Here is a 17,641-nt window from a genome sequence, read left to right as displayed (position 1 = left end):
GCCTGCGGGCGCTCTTTTGCTCACATGCCCAACTGAAGATCGGGCAGATCGAGATCCAATGACGGCTGTGGACGGTCTTCATAGGCGATCAACGAGCCGTCCTCCTCCACTTGAAACAGCTTCACTTCTTCTCCGGAGATGCTGAACTCCATAAAGCAGCCCCAGCAATAAAACTGGTGCGTGCCGATCTTTCCAATATCGCGGCAATTACAATGAGGGCAACGGGACATGGGTGGGTACCTCCTTAGAATTCCTCCGCCAGCTCCGTGTCGGCCGGCACCAGCAAGGTATCTTGTCCCACCATGATCTCCGGGTGGGCGTGCAGCACTTTCCGTCCTTCTTTCAGGTCGACCAGAAAGCCTTCCGATACCTCGTACCCCACTATTGTGTTCAGATTTTCATCCAAGTAAACATCTTCCACCGTTCCCAGATACGTGCCGTCCTGGGTCAGCACCTCTTTGCCGACAAACTGCACATCGCCTTGCACGAGGCTGCGGATCAGTCCGGTCTCATCGCGAAATTCTTCGATCTCGTTGTCCTGCCGGATCGTGATCGCATCCTGCCCGAGCGCATGCAGCTTCGCTTTCGGCAAAATTTTGCTCGCGGTCAGCACCGTCGCTTTGGTCAGCAAGAGCGAATGCAAGGTTCCTTCCGCCGAAAAAAGCACATCGCGCACTTCCCCGACATGCTCGCCCCGCGCCAGCTCCACCACCGGCAGCCCGACCAGCTCTCTCGCTTTCCTCATACGAAGCCCCCTTCCCGCATTATCGGCGCTGCAGGCGCAACACGACCTCCACCGTTTTTGCAGCCGCCGCCCGCACCTCTTCTTCCGTATTCTGTCCCGAAAACGAGAATCGTATCGCCGCCTTGACACATTCCTCCCCGAGCCCCATCGCGACCAGCACGTGCGACGGCTGCAGCGATCCTGACGTGCAGGCCGAACCGCTCGACGCCATGATTCCTGCCATGTCGAGGTTCATCAAGATCCGCTCCGCCGGCGCCCCCGGGAACGTCACGTTCAGGATCGACGGCACGGCCTGCTCCGGCGTGTTGACCTGCAACTGCTCCACGCCTTCTTGCAGCACAGACAGCATCGTCTCGCGCAGCTTCGCGATGTGCGCATAGCGCGCATCACGCTGCTCTGCCGCCCGCTCCACCGCTACGCCCAGGCCGACGATGCCCGGCAGGTTCTCCGTCCCGGCGCGGCGCTTGTACTCCTGCGACCCGCCGTGCTGTGTCGGCTTCCAATACAGCCCGCGGCGCACGTACAGCGCGCCGACCCCTTTCGGACCGTGCAGCTTGTGCCCGGAGATCGAGAGCAGGTCGATGCCGAGCGCTTCCACATCCAGCTGCAGCAGTCCCATCGCCTGTACTGCGTCGGTGTGAAAGATGATGCCGCGCTCGCGGGTCAGTCCGCCGATCTCACCGATCGGCTGCACCGCTCCCGTCTCGTTGTTCACCGCCATCACCGAGACCAGCGTCGTGTCTTCACGCAGGGCCGCCGCAATATCCGCGACGCGCACGATGCCGTCTGCGCCCGGTGCGACAAACGTCACTTCATAGCCCATCTCCTGCAGGAATTCATAAGTATGCAGCACCGCATGATGCTCGATCGTCGTCGTGACGATATGTTTGCCCTTGTCTTTGTAGCCGATCGCCGTGCCGATGATGGCGGAGTTGTCCGCTTCGGTGCCGCCGCTGGTGAAGACGATTTCGTTCGGCTTGGCGTTGATCGCCCGCGCCACCTGCTCCCGGGCGCGTTCGACGGCGCCTTTCGCCTGCCGTCCGGAAGCGTGTACGCTCGACGGGTTGCCATAGATGTCGCGGAAGTACGGCTGCATCGCGTCCAGCACTTCTTGGGATACCGGCGTCGTCGCCGCATTGTCCAGATAGATCACAGTGATCCTCCTCCTTACTGCTAGTATGACAAAAGGGTATGTGTTTTCCACATACCCAAGTGAGAAAAATCGATTTAGATGTAGAACATGATCGTGTCTTTGCCAAAGCGCTTCTTGTCGATCAGATCCTGCAAGGTGGTGCCGTCCAGCACTTCGTTGATCGAGCTGCGCACTTTCTCCCACAGCTCAGCCAGTTCTTCCTCCGGATCATCGACGATCGTGATCGGCCCTTCCAGCACGCGGATGATGTCGCCGACGGTGATCTCATGCGGCGCTTTCGCCAGCACGTACCCGCCGTACGCACCGCGAATCGACCGCACCAGTCCGGCGTTGCGCAAAGGCGCGATCAGCTGCTCCAGATAATGCTCGGACAGCGACTGGCGCTCCGCCACCGATTTCAAAGACACGGGGCCTTCCCCGAAATACATGCCTAAATCGATCATCAAGGTGATGCCGTAACGTCCCTTAGTGGATAACTTCATGCTTGACCTCTCTCCTCTCAACAAACGGTCCAACCACGCGCTCCGCCCATTTGATGCCCCACTCGGTCGGATGCCCGATCAGCAGGGAGAACAAAATGGTGCCAATGCCGAACGGTCCGCCGAGCAAGATCCCGACGAGCACGACCGCCACTTCGATCATCGTCCGCACCCAGCGGATCGCGAGGCCGGTTCGCTGATGCAGCGTCAGCATCAGCCAGTCGCGGGGACCGGCTCCCAATTTGCAGGCGATATAGATGCCCACGCCATATCCGGTACAGAGCAACCCGATTCCAAACTGCGGCCACTGCTGCCACCAGACGTCCGGCTCCGGAATCAAGTTAAAGATCAGGTCGCAATACAAGCCGACCAGTGCGATGTTTAACAGACAGCCGAGCGTCGGGCGGCTTCGCGCCAGCCAGCAGGCCAGCACGAGCAGAAAAATCCCCGACACCTGCTGCGCCGTGCCGAACGTCAGCGGGCTATGCAGGGTCAGCGCCATGTGAAACACATCCCATGGCGAGGTGCCGAGCCCGGCGCGCACGATGCTGACAAAGCCGACGCACATCACCAGAAAGCCGATGTTCAGCATGATCATGCGGCGCAGTTGAAACTTCCAGGAAGCTTCATACAAGACAGACCCGTTCGTTTTCGTTTCCAGTTGCAAGGTTATCCCCCGTTTCGCTTGCCTCGCCAATGCTGTAGTCGGTCTGAGATGATCTGTTCATAGCCGTTGCGAGTCGGCGCATAGAACGTGCGCCCGGCAAGCTCTTGCGGCAGATAGCTTTGCTCGACAAAATTCCCCGGGAAATCGTGCGGGTAGAGATACCCTTTGCCATGCCCGAGCTTGGCCGCCCCTTTGTAATGGGCGTCGCGCAGATGCATCGGCACATCGACCGAACTCCCGTCGCGGATCGTCTGCAAGGCGTGGTTGATGCCCATGTAGGCGGCGTTCGACTTCGGCGCGGTCGCCAGATAGGTCACCGCTTGGGCGAGGATGATCCGCCCTTCCGGCATCCCGATCATCTCCAGCGCCTGCAATGCCGACACGGCGACCTGCAGCGCGCGCGGGTCGGCATTGCCGATGTCTTCAGACGCCGAGATGATGATGCGGCGGGCGATAAACTTCGTATCTTCGCCTGCGTCGATCATCTTCGCCAGCCAGTACAGCGCGCCGTCCGGATCGGAGCCGCGGATCGATTTGATAAACGCGGAGACGGTGTCATAGTGCGCATCCGCATTTTTGTCATAGCGGACGACGCGGCGCTGAATCGACTCCGCCGCTTCCTCAACCGTGACGTGAACCACGCCGTCTGCAGCGGGCGGTGTGGACAGCACGGCCAGTTCCAGCGCGTTATACATCCGCCGCGCATCCCCGTCCGCATAGCGTGCGATGTGCTGGAGCGCCTCATCGTCCATCATGACATTGAGGTGCCCGAGCCCCCGCTGCGGCGTGGAGAGAGCACGCCGTGCCATCTGGATCAGGTCTGCTTCGCTGTGCGACTGCAGGCGGAAGATCTGCGAGCGGGACAACAGCGCGGCATTGACTTCGAAAAACGGGTTCTCCGTCGTCGCGCCGATCAGGATGACCAGCCCTTCTTCCACATGCGGCAGCAAAGCGTCTTGCTGCGCTTTGTTAAAGCGGTGGATCTCGTCGACGAACAGCACGGTGCGCTGGCTGTACATCGACAAGGCGTCTTTCGCTTCTTCGACCACCTTGCGAATGTCGGCGATGCCGGCCGTCACGGCGTTGAGCGAGCGAAACATCGACTTGGTGTGCCCGGCGATGATTTTGGCGATCGTCGTCTTTCCCGTTCCGGGCGGGCCGAAGAAGATCAGCGAGGTGAGCTTGTCAGTCTCGATGGCGCGGCGCAAGAGCTTCCCTTGGCCGATGATCGCTTCCTGACCGATCAGCTCGTCGAGGTTCTGCGGGCGCATTCTGGCGGCGAGCGGCGCGTTCTGCTTCTGTTCTTCCTGTGCCTGATAGCCGAACAGATCCAACGTTAAGCCGCTCCCTGCACAACGCGCCGGATCTTGACCAGCGCCTCATGAATCTGCTCGGTCGTCACGTCTTTGTGCGTGACAAAACGCACCAGTTCCGGGCCGAAGTCGCCGCAGAGCACGCCTGCGTCCTTCAGGCGGGACACAACTTCCAGCTCGCTGAGCCCGGAGTTCGCCACGTTGACGATGACGATGTTCGTGTCGACCGAAGAGACATCCATCTGCAAGCCTTTGATCTCCGCCAGCCCGTTTGCCAGCAGCTTGGCGTTGGCATGGTCTTCCGCGAGGCGGTCGACCATCTTGGTCAACGCGATCAGCGCCGGGGCTGCGATCACGCCGGCCTGGCGCATCCCGCCGCCCATGCGCTTGCGGATATAGCGGGCTTGTTCGATCGTCTCGCGGCTCCCGGCGAGCACGGAGCCGACCGGCGCGCCGAGGCCTTTGGAGAAACAGACCTGCACCGTGTCCACATATTGCGTGAACGCCGATGCCTTGTGCCCGGAGCCGACCACAGCGTTAAACAGCCGTGCGCCGTCCATGTGGACAGGGATGCCGTGGTCTTTGGCGATCTGCGACACGGCGGCCAGATGCTCCAGGGGCAGGATCGTGCCGCCCGCTTTGTTGTGCGTGTTCTCCACGCAGATCAGGCCGGTGCGCGGATGGTGGATGTTTGCGGTGCGAATCGCGCTCTGCACATCCTCCGGGTTCATCGCCCCGCGCACGCCGGGCAGGGTCTTCGTGTTGACGCCCGCATAGACGGCGTGGCCGGCGCCTTCGTACAAATAGATGTGCGACTCCTGCTCCAGAATGATCTCATCGCCAGGGCGGGTCAGGGTCTGGATGGCGATCTGGTTGCCGAGCGTGCCGGACGAGACGTACAGCGCCGCCTCTTTGCCGAGGATCTCCGCCGCCGTCTCCTCCAGCCGGATCACCGTCGGGTCGTCGCGCATCACGTCGTCGCCGACTTCCGCCTCAAACATCGCTTTGCGCATCTCTGCGGTCGGCTTGGTGACCGTATCGCTCCGCAAATCTATATACATGCTGTGCACGCTCCATTTCCGAGAAGATTACTTGCTTTTATTATAGTGCAATACCCCGAAAAAGCTACCTATTTTTACACGCGAAAAAAGCCATCCCGTCAGGATGGCTTCGCGAATCTGCTTAGGCGGTCACTTTGCTTTTGGCAACGCGGTTGATCACTTCCAGCGCCTTGTGAATGTCGGCGGTCGTGATGTCTTTGTGCGTGACGAAACGGATCTGCGTCGGGGTCATCATCCCGCCGAGCACCCCTTCGTGATAGCAGCCGATCACGAGGTCGCGCATCGTGATCGGGCTGTCTTCCTTCATCGAGAAGTAGACCATGTTCGTGTCGATGTCATCCACATCGATCTCCACGCCTTCGATGTTGGCGAGCCCTTCGGCGAGCAGTCTCGCATTGGCATGGTCTTCCGCCAGGCGGTCGACCATCTCGGTCAGCGAAACGATCATCGGAGCGGCCACGACACCCGCTTGACGGAGCGTGCCGCCGAGGCGCTTGCGCCAGTGGCGGGCCGTGTTGATCGTCTCTTTGTCGCCGGCGAGGATCGAGCCGATCGGAGCGCTCAGCCCCTTGGTGAAGCAGACTTGGACCGTATCGACGTATTGAGTGATCTCGCTGACCGGAATGCCCTGCGCGACCGCTGCGTTAAACACGCGCGCCCCGTCCATGTGCATGCGCAGGCTGTGCTCCTTAGCGATCTCCTGCAGCGCGGCGAGGTTCTCATTGGGCACGATCGCGCCGCCGTGGAAGTTGTGCGTGTTCTCCACGCAGATCATCGCCGACTTCGGATAGTGCGGATCGAGGAACGGACGGATCGCCGCTTTGACATCCGCCGGGTTCATCACGCCGCGCACACCCGGTATCTGACGGGGCTGGACGCCTGCGAGCACGCATTGGGCCGCGCCTTCGAGCATGACGATGTGCGACGACGCCTCGACGATGATCTCATCGCCGCGCTGCGTCTGAGAGAGGATCGCCACCTGATTGCCCTGCGTCCCGGAGGTGACGAGCAGCGCCGCTTCTTTGCCCAGACGTTCCGCTGCCATCTCCTCCAGCTTCAGCACGGTCGGGTCTTCGAACGCGTTCACGTCCCCCACTTCCGCCTCATACATCGCCTTTCGCATCGCTTCCGTCGGCTGGGTCATCGTATCACTGCGCATATCGATTCTCATCTTCTCACAAACTCCTTTGCCCGAAAATTTACTCTATTCTAGTTAAAACTATTATATCGGAAAAGGAGTTAAAAACATATAGTGAAATGAAAAATGAGTGATGGTATTTACCATCACTCAAATTATCATTACAGCACGGTCATGATCTGCGGACCGTCGGCGGTAATTGCGATCGTATGTTCATATTGCGTGGTCAAGGAGCCGTCGGCGGTGCGCACCGTCCAGCCGTCTTTTTCATCAAGCGTGACGTGATGCTTGCCGATGTTGATCATCGGCTCGATGGTGAAGACCATGCCTTCACGCAGGCGCGGGCCGCGTCCGGCCGGGCCGTAGTGCGGCACCTGCGGTTCCTCGTGCATCTTGCGCCCGATGCCGTGGCCGATGTATTCGCGCACGACCGAATAGCCGAGCCCTTCGGCATAGACTTGAATCGCGTTCGAGATGTCGCCGATGCGGTTGCCGACGACCGACTGCTCGATCCCTTTGAACAGGCAGTCATGCGTGACATCGAGCAGTTTCTGCGCCTCATCCGACACGTTGCCGACCGCATAGCTCCACGCCGAGTCGGCATGCAGTCCGTCGAGCAGCGCCACCATGTCGATGGTGACGATGTCGCCGTCTTGCAGCGTGTATTTAGTAGGGAACCCGTGGCAGACCACGTCGTTGACCGACGCGCAGGTCGCATACTGGTAGCCGTTGTAGCCGATCTGGGCCGGGACTGCGTTTTTGCTGCGCATGTAGGCGTCGACAAAATCATTGATCTCCATCGTGGTGATGCCGGGGCGAATCAGCTTTTTGATCTCGCGGTGGCACTCTGCAATAATGCGGCCGGCCTCGCGGATCACTGCAATCTCAGCTTGACTTTTCAATTCGATCACTTCAAAACACTTCCCACTGTATAGATTTTCTATCCGTTACTATATCATATGCCAAGACGCAGAAAAACCCGACTCTGAAAAAGAGCCGGGTTTGTCGATCATGAAGTCAAAGAACCCCTCGCAGCCGTGTTACCATTGTTTTGAACCCGCTCGCGCAGGTGGGTTGCCAGTTCTGATATCGGTAATCCGCCTCGACATGATGTCGGCGGCTCGCACACCCATCAGCGACTCTCGTGCATCCCTTGTAGGTAATGTTGGATCAAAACGAAAGACAATCACCAACATTGGAGGGTTCTTTGGATGAACAACTTCAATTCTTCTGACTTGATAGTAGCACATCCATTTAAGGAGTTGCAAGAAAATTCACTTAGTTCCCAGGAACTATTTTGTTTCTGTGTCTGCAGTCTCTTGCGTTTCTACGCCGGACAGTGCTTTCCCGCCCAAGGCGATGTGCAGGGTGTCGAGCTGCTCGGTGACGACCGGCGACGGCGCCTGGGTCATCAGGTCGGACGCGGACGACGTTTTCGGGAAGGCGATGGTGTCGCGCAGGGACTGGCGGCCGGCCATGATCATGATCAGGCGGTCGAGGCCAAACGCGATGCCGCCGTGCGGCGGGGTGCCGTATTCGAACGCTTCGAGCAGGAAGCCGAACTGCTCCCACGCTTCTTCCGTCGAGAAGCCCAGCGCCTGGAACATGCGCTCCTGGATCTCACGGCGGAAGATCCGCATCGAGCCGCCTCCGATCTCAAAGCCGTTCAAGGCGAGGTCGTACGCTTTGGCGCGGACGTTGGCCGGGTCGGTTTCCAGCAGGTGCAGGTCTTCTTCCATCGGCATGGTGAACGGATGGTGCGCTGCGACGTATCGGTTCGCTTCTTCGTCATGCTCAAGCAGCGGGAACTCGGTGACCCAGATGAACTTAAACACGCTGTCGTCGATCAGGCCGAGCTCGCGGGCGAGCTTGGAGCGCAGTGCGCCCAGCGAGTCGGCGACCACTTTCTTGCTGTCGGCTGCGAAGAGCAGCAGGTCGCCTTTTTGCGCGCCCGCCTTGGTGATGATCGCCGCCATTTCCTCTTCGGAGAAGAACTTGGCGATCGGCGATTTCACGCCTTCTTCCTGCACGGCGATCCAGGCCATGCCTTTCGCTCCGTAGCGCTTGACGAACGCTTCCAACTCGTCGATCTGCTTGCGGGAGTAGCCCGCGCAGCCCGGCGCCACGATGCATTTCACTTCGCCGCCGTTCTCGATCGCCATGTTAAACACTTTGAAGCCGGAGCCGCGCACCTGCTTAGTCAGGTCTTGCAATTCGAGTCCGAAGCGGATGTCCGGCTTGTCGGAACCGTAGCGCGCCATCGCTTCCCGGTAGGTGATGCGTGGGAACGGACGCGGGATTTCCACGTTCATCGTCGCTTGGAACACGCCGGTCATCATCTCTTCGATCATCTCTTGGAACTGCTCCATCGACAGGAAGGACTGCTCGATGTCGAGCTGGGTGAATTCCGGCTGGCGGTCTGCACGCAGGTCTTCATCGCGGAAGCAGCGCGCGATCTGGTAGTAACGCTCGAAGCCGGAGACCATCAAGAGCTGCTTGAACAGCTGCGGCGACTGCGGCAGGGCGTAGAATTCGCCCGGGTGTACGCGGGACGGCACCAGGTAGTCGCGCGCCCCTTCCGGCGTCGATTTGGTCAGAATCGGGGTCTCCACTTCGATGAAGGAGTTCTGGTCCATGAAGTTGCGCAGGTAGGTCGACACTTTCGAGCGGAGCAGGAAGATCTTCTGCATCTCCGCGCGGCGCAGGTCGAGGTAGCGGTATTTCAGACGCAGATTCTCATCGACATCGATGCCGTCCTGAATGTAGAACGGCGTGTTTTTCGCCGCGTTCAGGATCTCGACTTTCGTGACTTTGACTTCGATCTCGCCGGTCGGGATCTTCGTGTTGACCGCGCCTTCCCCGCGCTCCGCCACCACGCCTTCGACCGCGACTACATATTCGCTGCGCAGTTTGTCACCTTGCGCCATCAGCGTTTGGCTCGCCGGGCTCTCCGTCGGCTCGAACACCGCTTGGGCATACCCGGATCGGTCGCGCAGGTCGATGAAGATCAGGTTGCCGAGGTCGCGGCGGCGCTGCACCCAGCCGGTCAGGACGACCGTCTGGCCGACGTGTTCTTTGCGAAGTTCGCCCGCGCGGTGCGTGCGATACAGTGTTTGCTGTTCAGTCATGGTTGGTTCCCCCTGTTTAGCCGTTCAGGCTACTTTTTGCTTTGCACCTTTTCGATCAGTTCGGCGAGCGGCACGGTGATCTGCTCGCCCGTCGCCATGTCTTTCAGGTTGGCCACGCCTTGCGCCAGCTCATCATCGCCCAAGATCACCACTTGGCGGGCGCTGAGCCGGTCGGCCGCTTTCATCTGCGCTTTCATGCTTTTGCCGAGGTAGTCCTTGTCGGCGACGATGCCGGCGACGCGCATTTCCTGCAGAAGTTGCACGCAGTGCGTTTGCGCTGCTTCGCCAAGTGCGACGAAGAACACGTCGATGCCTTTTTGGATCGGCAGCTCCACCTGCTGGTTCTGCAGCGCGATCAAGGCGCGTTCGATGCCGACCGCAAAGCCGATGCCCGGCATCTCCGGCCCGCCGAGTTGTTCGACGAGGCCGTTGTAGCGGCCGCCGCCGGAGAGCGTGGAGCCGTTTTCGATAAACTCGAACGCCGTCTGCGTGTAGTAGTCGAGGCCGCGCACCATGCGCGGGTTGACAGTGTACGGGATGCCAAACGAATCGAGATAGCGGCAGACCGCCTGGAAGTGCGCGCGGTCTTCGTCGGTCAGGTGGTCGAGCATCTCCGGCGCGCCTTGCGTCAAGCTCTTGCACTTGTCAACTTTGCAGTCGAGGATGCGCATCGGGTTGCGGTCATAGCGGCTCTGGCAGTCGCTGCAGAGCTCCGCTTTCACCGGCTCGAGGTGGCTGCGCAACGCGTCGCGGTAGTTGGAGCGGCTGGCAGGCGAGCCGACCGAGTTGATCTCAAGCGTGATGCCGGTCAGGCCGAGCTCGGTGAAGAAGGTCATCGCCAGCGCGATCACTTCCGCGTCGACGCTCGGGTCGCTGGCGCCGAGCACCTCGACGCCAAACTGGTGGAACTGACGGTAGCGGCCAGACTGCGGACGCTCATAGCGGAACATCGGGCCGATGTAGAACAGCTTGGTCGGCTGCTGCGGCTGCGCGTAGAGCTTGCTCTCCACGAAAGCGCGAACGGCCGATGCAGTGCCTTCGGGGCGCAGCGTCAGCGAGCGCTCGCCGCGGTCTTGGAAGGTGTACATCTCCTTCTCGACGATGTCGGTCGTTTCGCCGACACCGCGTGCAAACAGCTCGGTGTGCTCGAAGATCGGCGTGCGGACTTCCGCCGTGTTAAAGCGGCGGCAGACTTCGCGTGCCGTCTTCTCGATAAATTGCCATTTCTCCACGTCGCCGGGGAGAATGTCGTTCGTGCCGCGCGGGCGATTGGTCATCATAGGGGACGTGCCTCCTCATACGTACTTGAACAGCTTGCGAAATCGAGAAAAGAAAAAAGCTCCCGTCCCTAAGCGCATATCGCTTAGGGACGAGAGCTGTGACTTCCCGTGGTACCACCCTATTTGAAGCTGCCAAAAAGCCAGCTTCCACTCGCCGGGTAACGTCCGGTCACGCCGCCCTGCTACCGCTCTTGCCGGCAAAAGTTTCGCAGGGGGTCCTCCAGGGGGTCATTCATCAAGGCTGCGCTAGAGAGACACTTTCAGCCGCGGTGTCTCCTCTCTGACTAGGCGGGTCCTCAACTACTGGGCCCTTTCGCTGGATCTCGTGGGATTGAATTAAGAGTAATCTTACTCAGCCAAGGATCGTCTGTCAAGCTTATTTTGCCCATCGTTGCGAAGTTTTATCAGCGGCAGAAGTCCCAGCACAAATAAAATTCCGCCGGCCGCCGTAAACCCGGCCGTCACCGTCAACAGCCCGAGCAGCGGTCCGGCCACCGCCACGCCGAGCGACTCTGAGCCGAACGACGCAGTCGCCCAGATGCTCTGGCAGGCCGACATGCGCGTCAGAGGCATCTGCTGCTGGATGATCGTCGTCACCGGAATGTCGGTCAGAAAATGGGCAAAGCCGGTCAGCCCGACCAGCAGGCAGCAAAGCAAGAGCGGCGGGGTCAGTGCCAAACCGCCAAACGCTGCGCCGTACATGAGCCAGCCCAGCGCAACGAGGGTGAGCAGCTTTAGGCGGGACAGCTGCTTCATCAGTGCGGCCGACAGAAACATGCCGACCGAGAAGCAGGCCATCAGCAGTCCGTACGCATCCCCTTCGCCGCCGAGCCCTTCCCCCGCCAACAAGGGCAGGCCGATCTTGATCATCCCGGCCGACGCGATCAGGCCGCACGAAGACAACAGGATCGCCGCCAAAACCGACTTTTCCCGGGAAATTTCCCTCCCGGCCGAGCGAATGTCTTGAAAGATCGTGCCGGCCGACCGCCCCGAAGTCTCGCGCTCCGCTTTTGGCAGCAGGATCAGCCAGACTGTCCACAGCGACAGCAGGAAGCTCGCCACGTTCAGCCACAGCATCACGTCCGCCCGCCCCCACGCCATCAAGACGCCGCCGAGCAGCATGCCGCCGACTTTGCAAATACGCTTGGCGCTTTCTGACAGCGCGTTGGCGAGCAGCAGATCTTCGCGCGGCAGCATCTGCGGCAGAATCGCCCGCAGCGAGGGATGAAAAAAGGCCCGGGCCGAGGTGAGCAGCGCTGCGACGATGCACACTTCCCACACTGCAAGGTTCCCGAGCCCGTAGCGGACCGCCAGATAGAGCACCGCCACCGCGCGCAAGGCATCGGTGACGATCATCGTCCGCTTGCGGTCCCAGCGGTCGACATAAGCGCCTGCGAGCAGCCCGAGCACGAGAAATGGCAGCGTCTGGCAGAGCACGAGCCAGCTCAAGGCGGCGGCCGAGCTCGTCATCTGATAGACCAGCCAGACGATGCCGACCTCGTAGATCGCATCGCCAAGCTGGGAGAGCACCTGCCCGGAGAAGAGCAGGCGGTAGTTGCGCACTTTTAGCAGATCGGCATAGCTAGCGGACAAAGCGCTTCACTCCCGGCATCCGGCGCAGCTCTTCCTTGGTGATGCCTTTTTGCACGAACATCAGCACGCCAAACACCGCCGCGCCGACCGCGCCGCCGAGCATGACGAGCACGAGGCTCGCGATGCGCGGCCAGGGAATGATCACATCGAGCGGAATCCGGGTCAGCATCCAGACGACGACGCCCATCACGACCGACGAGAGCAGCGGCTTGCCGAACAGCGAGTAGTACGACAGCGGGATCTCCGCCAAACGCTTCACCGCCGCAAAGTTCAGGCCGGAAGACAGCACATACCCGATCACCGCAGCCAAGCCGGCACCCAAGATTCCGAACTTCGGCACGAGGAAGATCAGCAGGATCAATTTCAAACCGAGACCGGCAAACATGTTGCGGATCGGCATGTACATATAGCCCATCGCCTGCAGGATATAGGCGCAGACCAGCTCATAAGACGAGAAGATCGCCATCCACGAGATCGCGGCGATCGTATCGGCCCCTTTCAGGTCGGTGAACAGGGCGATGTCGATCGGACCTGCCAGCACGTACAGCCCCACAGCTGTCGGGAAGGCGAAAAAGGAGGTCAGGCGAAACGCCATCACCACGCGGTCGTTGCGCAGCTTGAGGTTCTTCTGGGCGATCGCTTCCGAGATCGCCGGCATCAGCGACAATCCGATCGCCACGGCCAGCGACAGCGGCAAGGCGATCAGGCGCAAGGCGCGCGCCGTATACACGCCAAACTCGGACGTCGCCAGCTCCTTGGTCCAGTCGAAGCCGAACATCAGCAGGTTGGTGATCGTAAAAGCGTCGAGCATCTGCGACAGCGGCAGCACCATCGAGGACAAAGAGATCGGGATCGCCACTTTCAGCAGGCGACGCAACACGACCTTGTTCGGCTCCGAGGAGGCGCGCAGGTACTTTTTCCGATTCTCGCGCCTTTGCCTGACCACATGCTTGCCGAGATAGAGCAGCGAAACGAACGCCCCGAGCACCGAAGCGAACGTCGCCACCGCAGCCGTCACGCGCGCTTCAGCGCCCAGGCGGACGGCGATAAACACACCGAGCAGGATCACCGTCACCCGGATCAGCTGCTCGACCACCTGCGAGTTGCCGGAGACGGCCATCTCCTGATGCCCTTGAATGTAGCCGCGCATCGCCGCCAGCAGCGGCACGACGAGCAGCGCAAATGCCAGTGCCCGGATCGCCGTCGAGCTGTGATAGTTCCCCATCCAGATGCCGATCCAGCCGCCGAGCAGCATCAGCACAGCGAAGACGATCACCCCGGCCAACGCCAAAAACCGCGCCCCCACGCGGTAGATTTGATCCGCCCCCGCATAGTCGCGCAAGGCGTTTTTTTCCGAGACCAATTTCGAGATCGCCAGCGGCACGCCGGCGGTCGCCAACGTCAGCATCACCACATAGATCGCATAGGCGTTCTGGTACAGGCCCATCGCATAATCCTTCGCCATATTCTGAAACGGTACGATATAGACAACCCCAAGAATCTTCGAAATCAGACCCGCTGCAGCCAATGAAAGTGCGCCGGCTGCCAATCCCTTTTTTGCAGACATAACACGTTCCCCTACTTCGCCAGTATTTGCTAACTTCCAGTCTAACATAAAAGCAGATTTCACAAAAGAAAACCCCGTTCCACTACGAACGGGGCATCGCGGTCTCCGTAAACAGTTCGCGGAGTTTGTTCAGCTTTTTGTCGGTCGTATGATCCACCGAATCCACGTATGCTTTCGGTTCTTTGGCATTGTAGATGTGACCTAAGAATTCGCCCTTTTTGTACAGCTTGGTCGACGCGCCGCCGCCAAGCCCGATGATCGTCTGGCGCTCTTCCATGATCGCGATGTTGTAGATCGAGTCTTTGCCGCGCTGCGCGTAGCCGACATTTTCGAGGTTGCCCAAGATGTCTTTTTGCCGGTACACATAGTACGGGTGATACCCTAAGCCCCGTGCCCAGGCGGACGTCTCCTGCATCATCTGCCGGACGGCCTGCGTGTGCGGGATGTCGTAGGCATCCTTTTCCTTCGTCACGTCTGATGTGCGCTTGAACGACATCGTATGCACGGTGACCGAATCGGGCATCAGAGCTTCGATCCGGTCGCGCGTGTGGCGCACATCTGCCACCGATTCGCCGGGGAGCCCGAGGATCATGTCCATGTTGATGTTTTCAAACCCGGCCGCTTTGACCAGATGGAACCGCTTGTCGACGATGTTCGGCGTGTGTCCCCGCCCGATCGTTTTCAACGTCTCCGCTTTAAACGTCTGCGGATTGACCGAGATGCGGTTCACGCCGTACTTGCGCATCACTTCCACGCGCTCCGGCGTGATCGTGTCCGGGCGGCCCGCTTCCACGCTGAACTCGCGCCACTTGTCCGCGTCGGGAATGTGGCGGTAGAGCGCTTCAAAGACGCGGGTCAGCTCCGGCGCCTGCAGGGAGGTCGGCGTGCCGCCTCCGAGGTAGACGCTGGTCACCGGGATCGAGTATTCGTGCAAAAAGGCCCCGACCCGGGCAAATTCGCGCTCCAAAGCGTCGAGGAACGACGGCGCATAGGTCGCCTTGTCCTCCATCGAATAGGCCGGGAACGTGCAGTACGCGCAGTGTGTCGGGCAAAACGGGATGCCGATGTACAAGGAGACCTGCTTGTCGATCTGATACAGGTCGGGCATCGTCAAAAGCTGCACGTCGGCGATCTCTAGCAGCAGATCGATGCGCTCCGGCGAGATCAGGTACTGCTCCTGCAGTTCGCTGCGAATATGCGCGGCGCTCTTCCCTGCTTCGATCATGTTGTGCACGACCTTCATCGGGCGCACCCCGGTCAGGATACCCCACGGCTGGTGCTCACCGCTCAATTGCTCCAACACGTCGTGCAGCACCCACAGCACCGCCTGCTTGCTGCGCTTTTTCAGCGCCGTCTCGCCCGGCGGCGTGACGCTGCGACGGTGTTCGCTCACGTAGCGCGCGCCGCTCTGCTTGTCATACAGTTCGGCGCGGGCACAGACGCTGTTTTCTCCTTGCCCGGTCAGCCGAAGCGTTATATAGATCGCGGCCGCCTCCTGCTGATCGAAGACCACTTCGTCCTCTTCATAAAACAGGCGGGTCAGCCGGCTTGTTTCTCGCTGGTAATTCAGGTTGCCAAGATCGATGCTGATGCGCACAGACCGTCACCTCCAGATACCAGTGTACCCATCTGCGGGAGGTGCGTCCACTATTTTTGCATCTTGGCGCGCATGTGCTGCACTTCGCGGGAGCTGAGCGAAAATTCGCAGGCCAGTTCGACGTCTTCCATGTACTGCGACTTTTGCAGAAAATCGTGAAAATCGACGTTTAACAGCCGTCGGTTCGTGAAGGTTGCCACTTGTTGATGAATCGTTTTGCGCATAGGAAAAGCCCTCCTCGAATGTCGCATTTTGACTCTCTTTAGTCTTCCCTGTCGGATGCGAATCTAACGGTGTCGAGGGGCAGGATTTTACAAAAATGGTCGCGAAATGAACGCTCAGACAACGTGAAAAAGGGGGTCAAGGAAACTGTGAACAAGCGAAATCGGCTGATCGTTTTGGTGCTTTTGTTTAGTCTGATTTTTTCCTTGGCCGCCTTTGCGGAAGAGGGTCGTTTCGTCAAAGTCACCGCTTATGATGTGAACATCCGCAGCGGCGCCGGCACTGAGACGGCCGTAGTCGGCACGGCCGATTTTGGCGAGTCCTACGAAGTGATCAGCGCAAGCAACGACTGGTACCAGGTGCGGCTGGACAAAGGGCGCTCAGGATGGATACACGCCTCGCTCGTCAAGGAAGGGGCGCGCTTCGCCTCTTCGAACCCGACGATCCAGGTCGTCGAGGCGAAGGAAGCATCTGTCAACGTGCGCGGCGGGGCGTCCACGTCCTACGAGATCGTGACGACGATCTCCCCCGGCACCTTGTATCCGCTCCTGCAGCAGAGCGGCGACTGGATGCAGATCCGCCTGCCGGACGAGCGCACCGGCTGGGTGGCGAGCTGGCTGGTCACCCCGTCGGAGGACAAAGCCAAATCGGCCGCGAAAACGCAGCAGCATCAGGCGACGGTGATCGCACAGCAGCTCAACGTGCGCGCCGCTCCGTCGCTGGAAGCTAAGGTGCTCGGCACCTTGCAGCAAAATGAGATCGTGCCGGTGCACGGCGAAAAAGCGGGCGGCTGGACGGAGATCTCTTATGCGGGCGGCACAGGGTATGTCGCCACCGAGTATCTGCGCCTGCCCGGACATGCCTTGCCGCAAGCGGAGTCCCGTCCCAGCGACAGCAATGCGGTGCAGGTCAAGCTGAACGAGCACGCCAACCTGCGCACCGGGCCTGGCACCAACTTCCCGGTGCTGACCGCCGGGCGCGCCGGCAGCCAGTTTGCCGTGACCGCCAAGTCGGGCGCCTGGCTGCAGCTGCAGATCGACCCGGAGACAAAAGCATGGGTCGCCGCCTGGCTTACCGACGTGACGGGCGACCTCGGACAAGTGCCGGAAGAGCAGGCCACGCTCGACAACCGACTGCGCGGCAAAACGATCGTGCTCGACGCCGGGCACGGCGGTTTTGACGTCGGAGCGGTCGGGCGGCAGACGGGCGTCTATGAGAAAGACCTCAACTTGAACCTGACGCGCAGCCTGTACAACAAATTGGTCACGACCGGCGCCCGCGTGGTGCTGACGCGCGACGACGACCGCTTTGTGACCTTGAGCGAACGGGTGCAGATCGCCGAGCAGGAGCAGGCCGACCTGTTCGTCTCGCTGCACTACAACACCCACGACGATGCGGCGCTGTCCGGGTCGATGACCTTTTACTACAGCGAAGACGGCGCAGACCATGCGCTGGCCAGACGCGCGCAGCAAGCGCTGGTCAAGACGCTGGGGCTGCCCGACCTCGGGGCGCGCTACGGAGACTACTATGTGTTGCGGGAGAATCGGGTGACGGCGATTCTGGTCGAGACGGCATTCTTGACCAATGCGCAGGATGAGCTGAACACGCAGGAGCCGGGACATGGGGAAAAAGCGGCCGAGGGGCTGTTTCAAGCGATCGTGGGATATCTGCAGGAGCAATAAAAAACGTCCTGACCGC

At 60.3% G+C, this 17,641-nt stretch carries 16 protein-coding genes and 1 other RNA gene; 1 reads left to right on the top strand and 16 read right to left on the bottom strand.

Annotated features, from left to right (window positions below; translation table 11 throughout):
• Positions 1 to 20: 20 nt before the first annotated feature.
• The 16 genes from EV586_RS12520 to EV586_RS21135 all read right to left on the bottom strand — a co-directional run bounded on the left by EV586_RS12520 (position 21) and on the right by EV586_RS21135 (position 15,945).
• Entirely contained in the window at positions 21 to 230 is a 210-nt protein-coding gene (locus tag EV586_RS12520; protein ID WP_132945455.1) for a hypothetical protein, read from the bottom strand.
• Between the two features lie 14 nt (positions 231 to 244).
• Positions 245 to 745, bottom strand: coding sequence for a PRC-barrel domain-containing protein (locus EV586_RS12515; protein WP_132945454.1), 501 nt, complete (start codon positions 743 to 745; stop codon positions 245 to 247).
• A gap of 19 nt (positions 746 to 764) precedes the next feature.
• On the bottom strand, positions 765 to 1,898 hold the full coding sequence (locus EV586_RS12510) for a cysteine desulfurase family protein (protein ID WP_132945453.1): 1,134 nt from the start codon (positions 1,896 to 1,898) through the stop codon (positions 765 to 767).
• 74 nt (positions 1,899 to 1,972) lie between these two features.
• The gene (gene cymR / locus EV586_RS12505; protein ID WP_132945452.1) at positions 1,973 to 2,380 is read right to left on the bottom strand and encodes a cysteine metabolism transcriptional regulator CymR; all 408 of its coding nucleotides are present in this window, start codon (positions 2,378 to 2,380) and stop codon (positions 1,973 to 1,975) included.
• Positions 2,364 to 3,044 carry a YczE/YyaS/YitT family protein gene (locus EV586_RS12500; RefSeq protein ID WP_132945451.1) on the bottom strand — a complete coding sequence of 227 codons (681 nt, stop codon included), beginning with the start codon at positions 3,042 to 3,044 and terminating at the stop codon, positions 2,364 to 2,366. The genes cymR and EV586_RS12500 overlap by 17 nt, the downstream gene beginning before the upstream one ends.
• Positions 3,045 to 3,046: 2 nt before the next feature.
• Positions 3,047 to 4,378: a replication-associated recombination protein A gene (locus tag EV586_RS12495; protein WP_132945450.1), complete on the bottom strand. Its 1,332-nt coding sequence runs from the start codon at positions 4,376 to 4,378 to the stop codon at positions 3,047 to 3,049.
• A gap of 2 nt (positions 4,379 to 4,380) precedes the next feature.
• Positions 4,381 to 5,418: a threonine aldolase family protein gene (locus EV586_RS12490; RefSeq protein WP_132945449.1), complete on the bottom strand. Its 1,038-nt coding sequence runs from the start codon at positions 5,416 to 5,418 to the stop codon at positions 4,381 to 4,383.
• Between the two features lie 121 nt (positions 5,419 to 5,539).
• On the bottom strand, positions 5,540 to 6,589 hold the full coding sequence (locus tag EV586_RS12485; RefSeq protein ID WP_132945448.1) for a threonine aldolase family protein: 1,050 nt from the start codon (positions 6,587 to 6,589) through the stop codon (positions 5,540 to 5,542).
• Between the two features lie 128 nt (positions 6,590 to 6,717).
• Entirely contained in the window at positions 6,718 to 7,467 is a 750-nt protein-coding gene (gene map, locus EV586_RS12480; protein ID WP_132945447.1) for a type I methionyl aminopeptidase, read from the bottom strand.
• Positions 7,468 to 7,576: 109 nt separating this feature from the next.
• Positions 7,577 to 7,763: non-coding RNA, 6S RNA (ssrS, locus tag EV586_RS12475), on the bottom strand.
• A gap of 85 nt (positions 7,764 to 7,848) precedes the next feature.
• Complete coding sequence (gene aspS, locus EV586_RS12470) at positions 7,849 to 9,684, bottom strand: aspartate--tRNA ligase (RefSeq protein WP_132945446.1); 1,836 nt, start codon at positions 9,682 to 9,684, stop codon at positions 7,849 to 7,851.
• 29 nt (positions 9,685 to 9,713) lie between these two features.
• Positions 9,714 to 10,964 (bottom strand): histidine--tRNA ligase, encoded by a 1,251-nt coding sequence (gene hisS / locus EV586_RS12465; RefSeq protein WP_132945445.1) that lies wholly within the window; start codon positions 10,962 to 10,964, stop codon positions 9,714 to 9,716.
• A 348-nt stretch (positions 10,965 to 11,312) separates the two neighbouring features.
• Positions 11,313 to 12,557, bottom strand: a complete 1,245-nt coding sequence (locus tag EV586_RS12460; RefSeq protein ID WP_132945444.1) for an MFS transporter — start codon at positions 12,555 to 12,557, stop codon at positions 11,313 to 11,315.
• Positions 12,547 to 14,124, bottom strand: a complete 1,578-nt coding sequence (locus EV586_RS12455; protein ID WP_165898570.1) for a putative polysaccharide biosynthesis protein — start codon at positions 14,122 to 14,124, stop codon at positions 12,547 to 12,549. The genes EV586_RS12460 and EV586_RS12455 overlap by 11 nt, the downstream gene beginning before the upstream one ends.
• An 82-nt stretch (positions 14,125 to 14,206) precedes the next feature.
• Positions 14,207 to 15,721: a coproporphyrinogen dehydrogenase HemZ gene (gene hemZ / locus EV586_RS12450; RefSeq protein WP_132945442.1), complete on the bottom strand. Its 1,515-nt coding sequence runs from the start codon at positions 15,719 to 15,721 to the stop codon at positions 14,207 to 14,209.
• Positions 15,722 to 15,771: 50 nt separating this feature from the next.
• Complete coding sequence (locus tag EV586_RS21135) at positions 15,772 to 15,945, bottom strand: hypothetical protein (RefSeq protein WP_165898569.1); 174 nt, start codon at positions 15,943 to 15,945, stop codon at positions 15,772 to 15,774.
• A gap of 147 nt (positions 15,946 to 16,092) precedes the next feature.
• Between EV586_RS21135 and EV586_RS12445 the strand changes: the two genes are divergently transcribed.
• Entirely contained in the window at positions 16,093 to 17,625 is a 1,533-nt protein-coding gene (locus EV586_RS12445) for an N-acetylmuramoyl-L-alanine amidase family protein (protein ID WP_132945441.1), read from the top strand.
• Positions 17,626 to 17,641: the final 16 nt, after the last annotated feature.

The sequence above is a fragment of the Tumebacillus sp. BK434 genome (assembly GCF_004340785.1).
Classification (GTDB): Bacteria; Bacillota; Bacilli; order Tumebacillales; family Tumebacillaceae; genus Tumebacillus_A.
The sequence above is the reverse complement of the archived record's forward strand: the minus strand, read 5'-3'. Positions and strand labels throughout refer to the sequence as shown.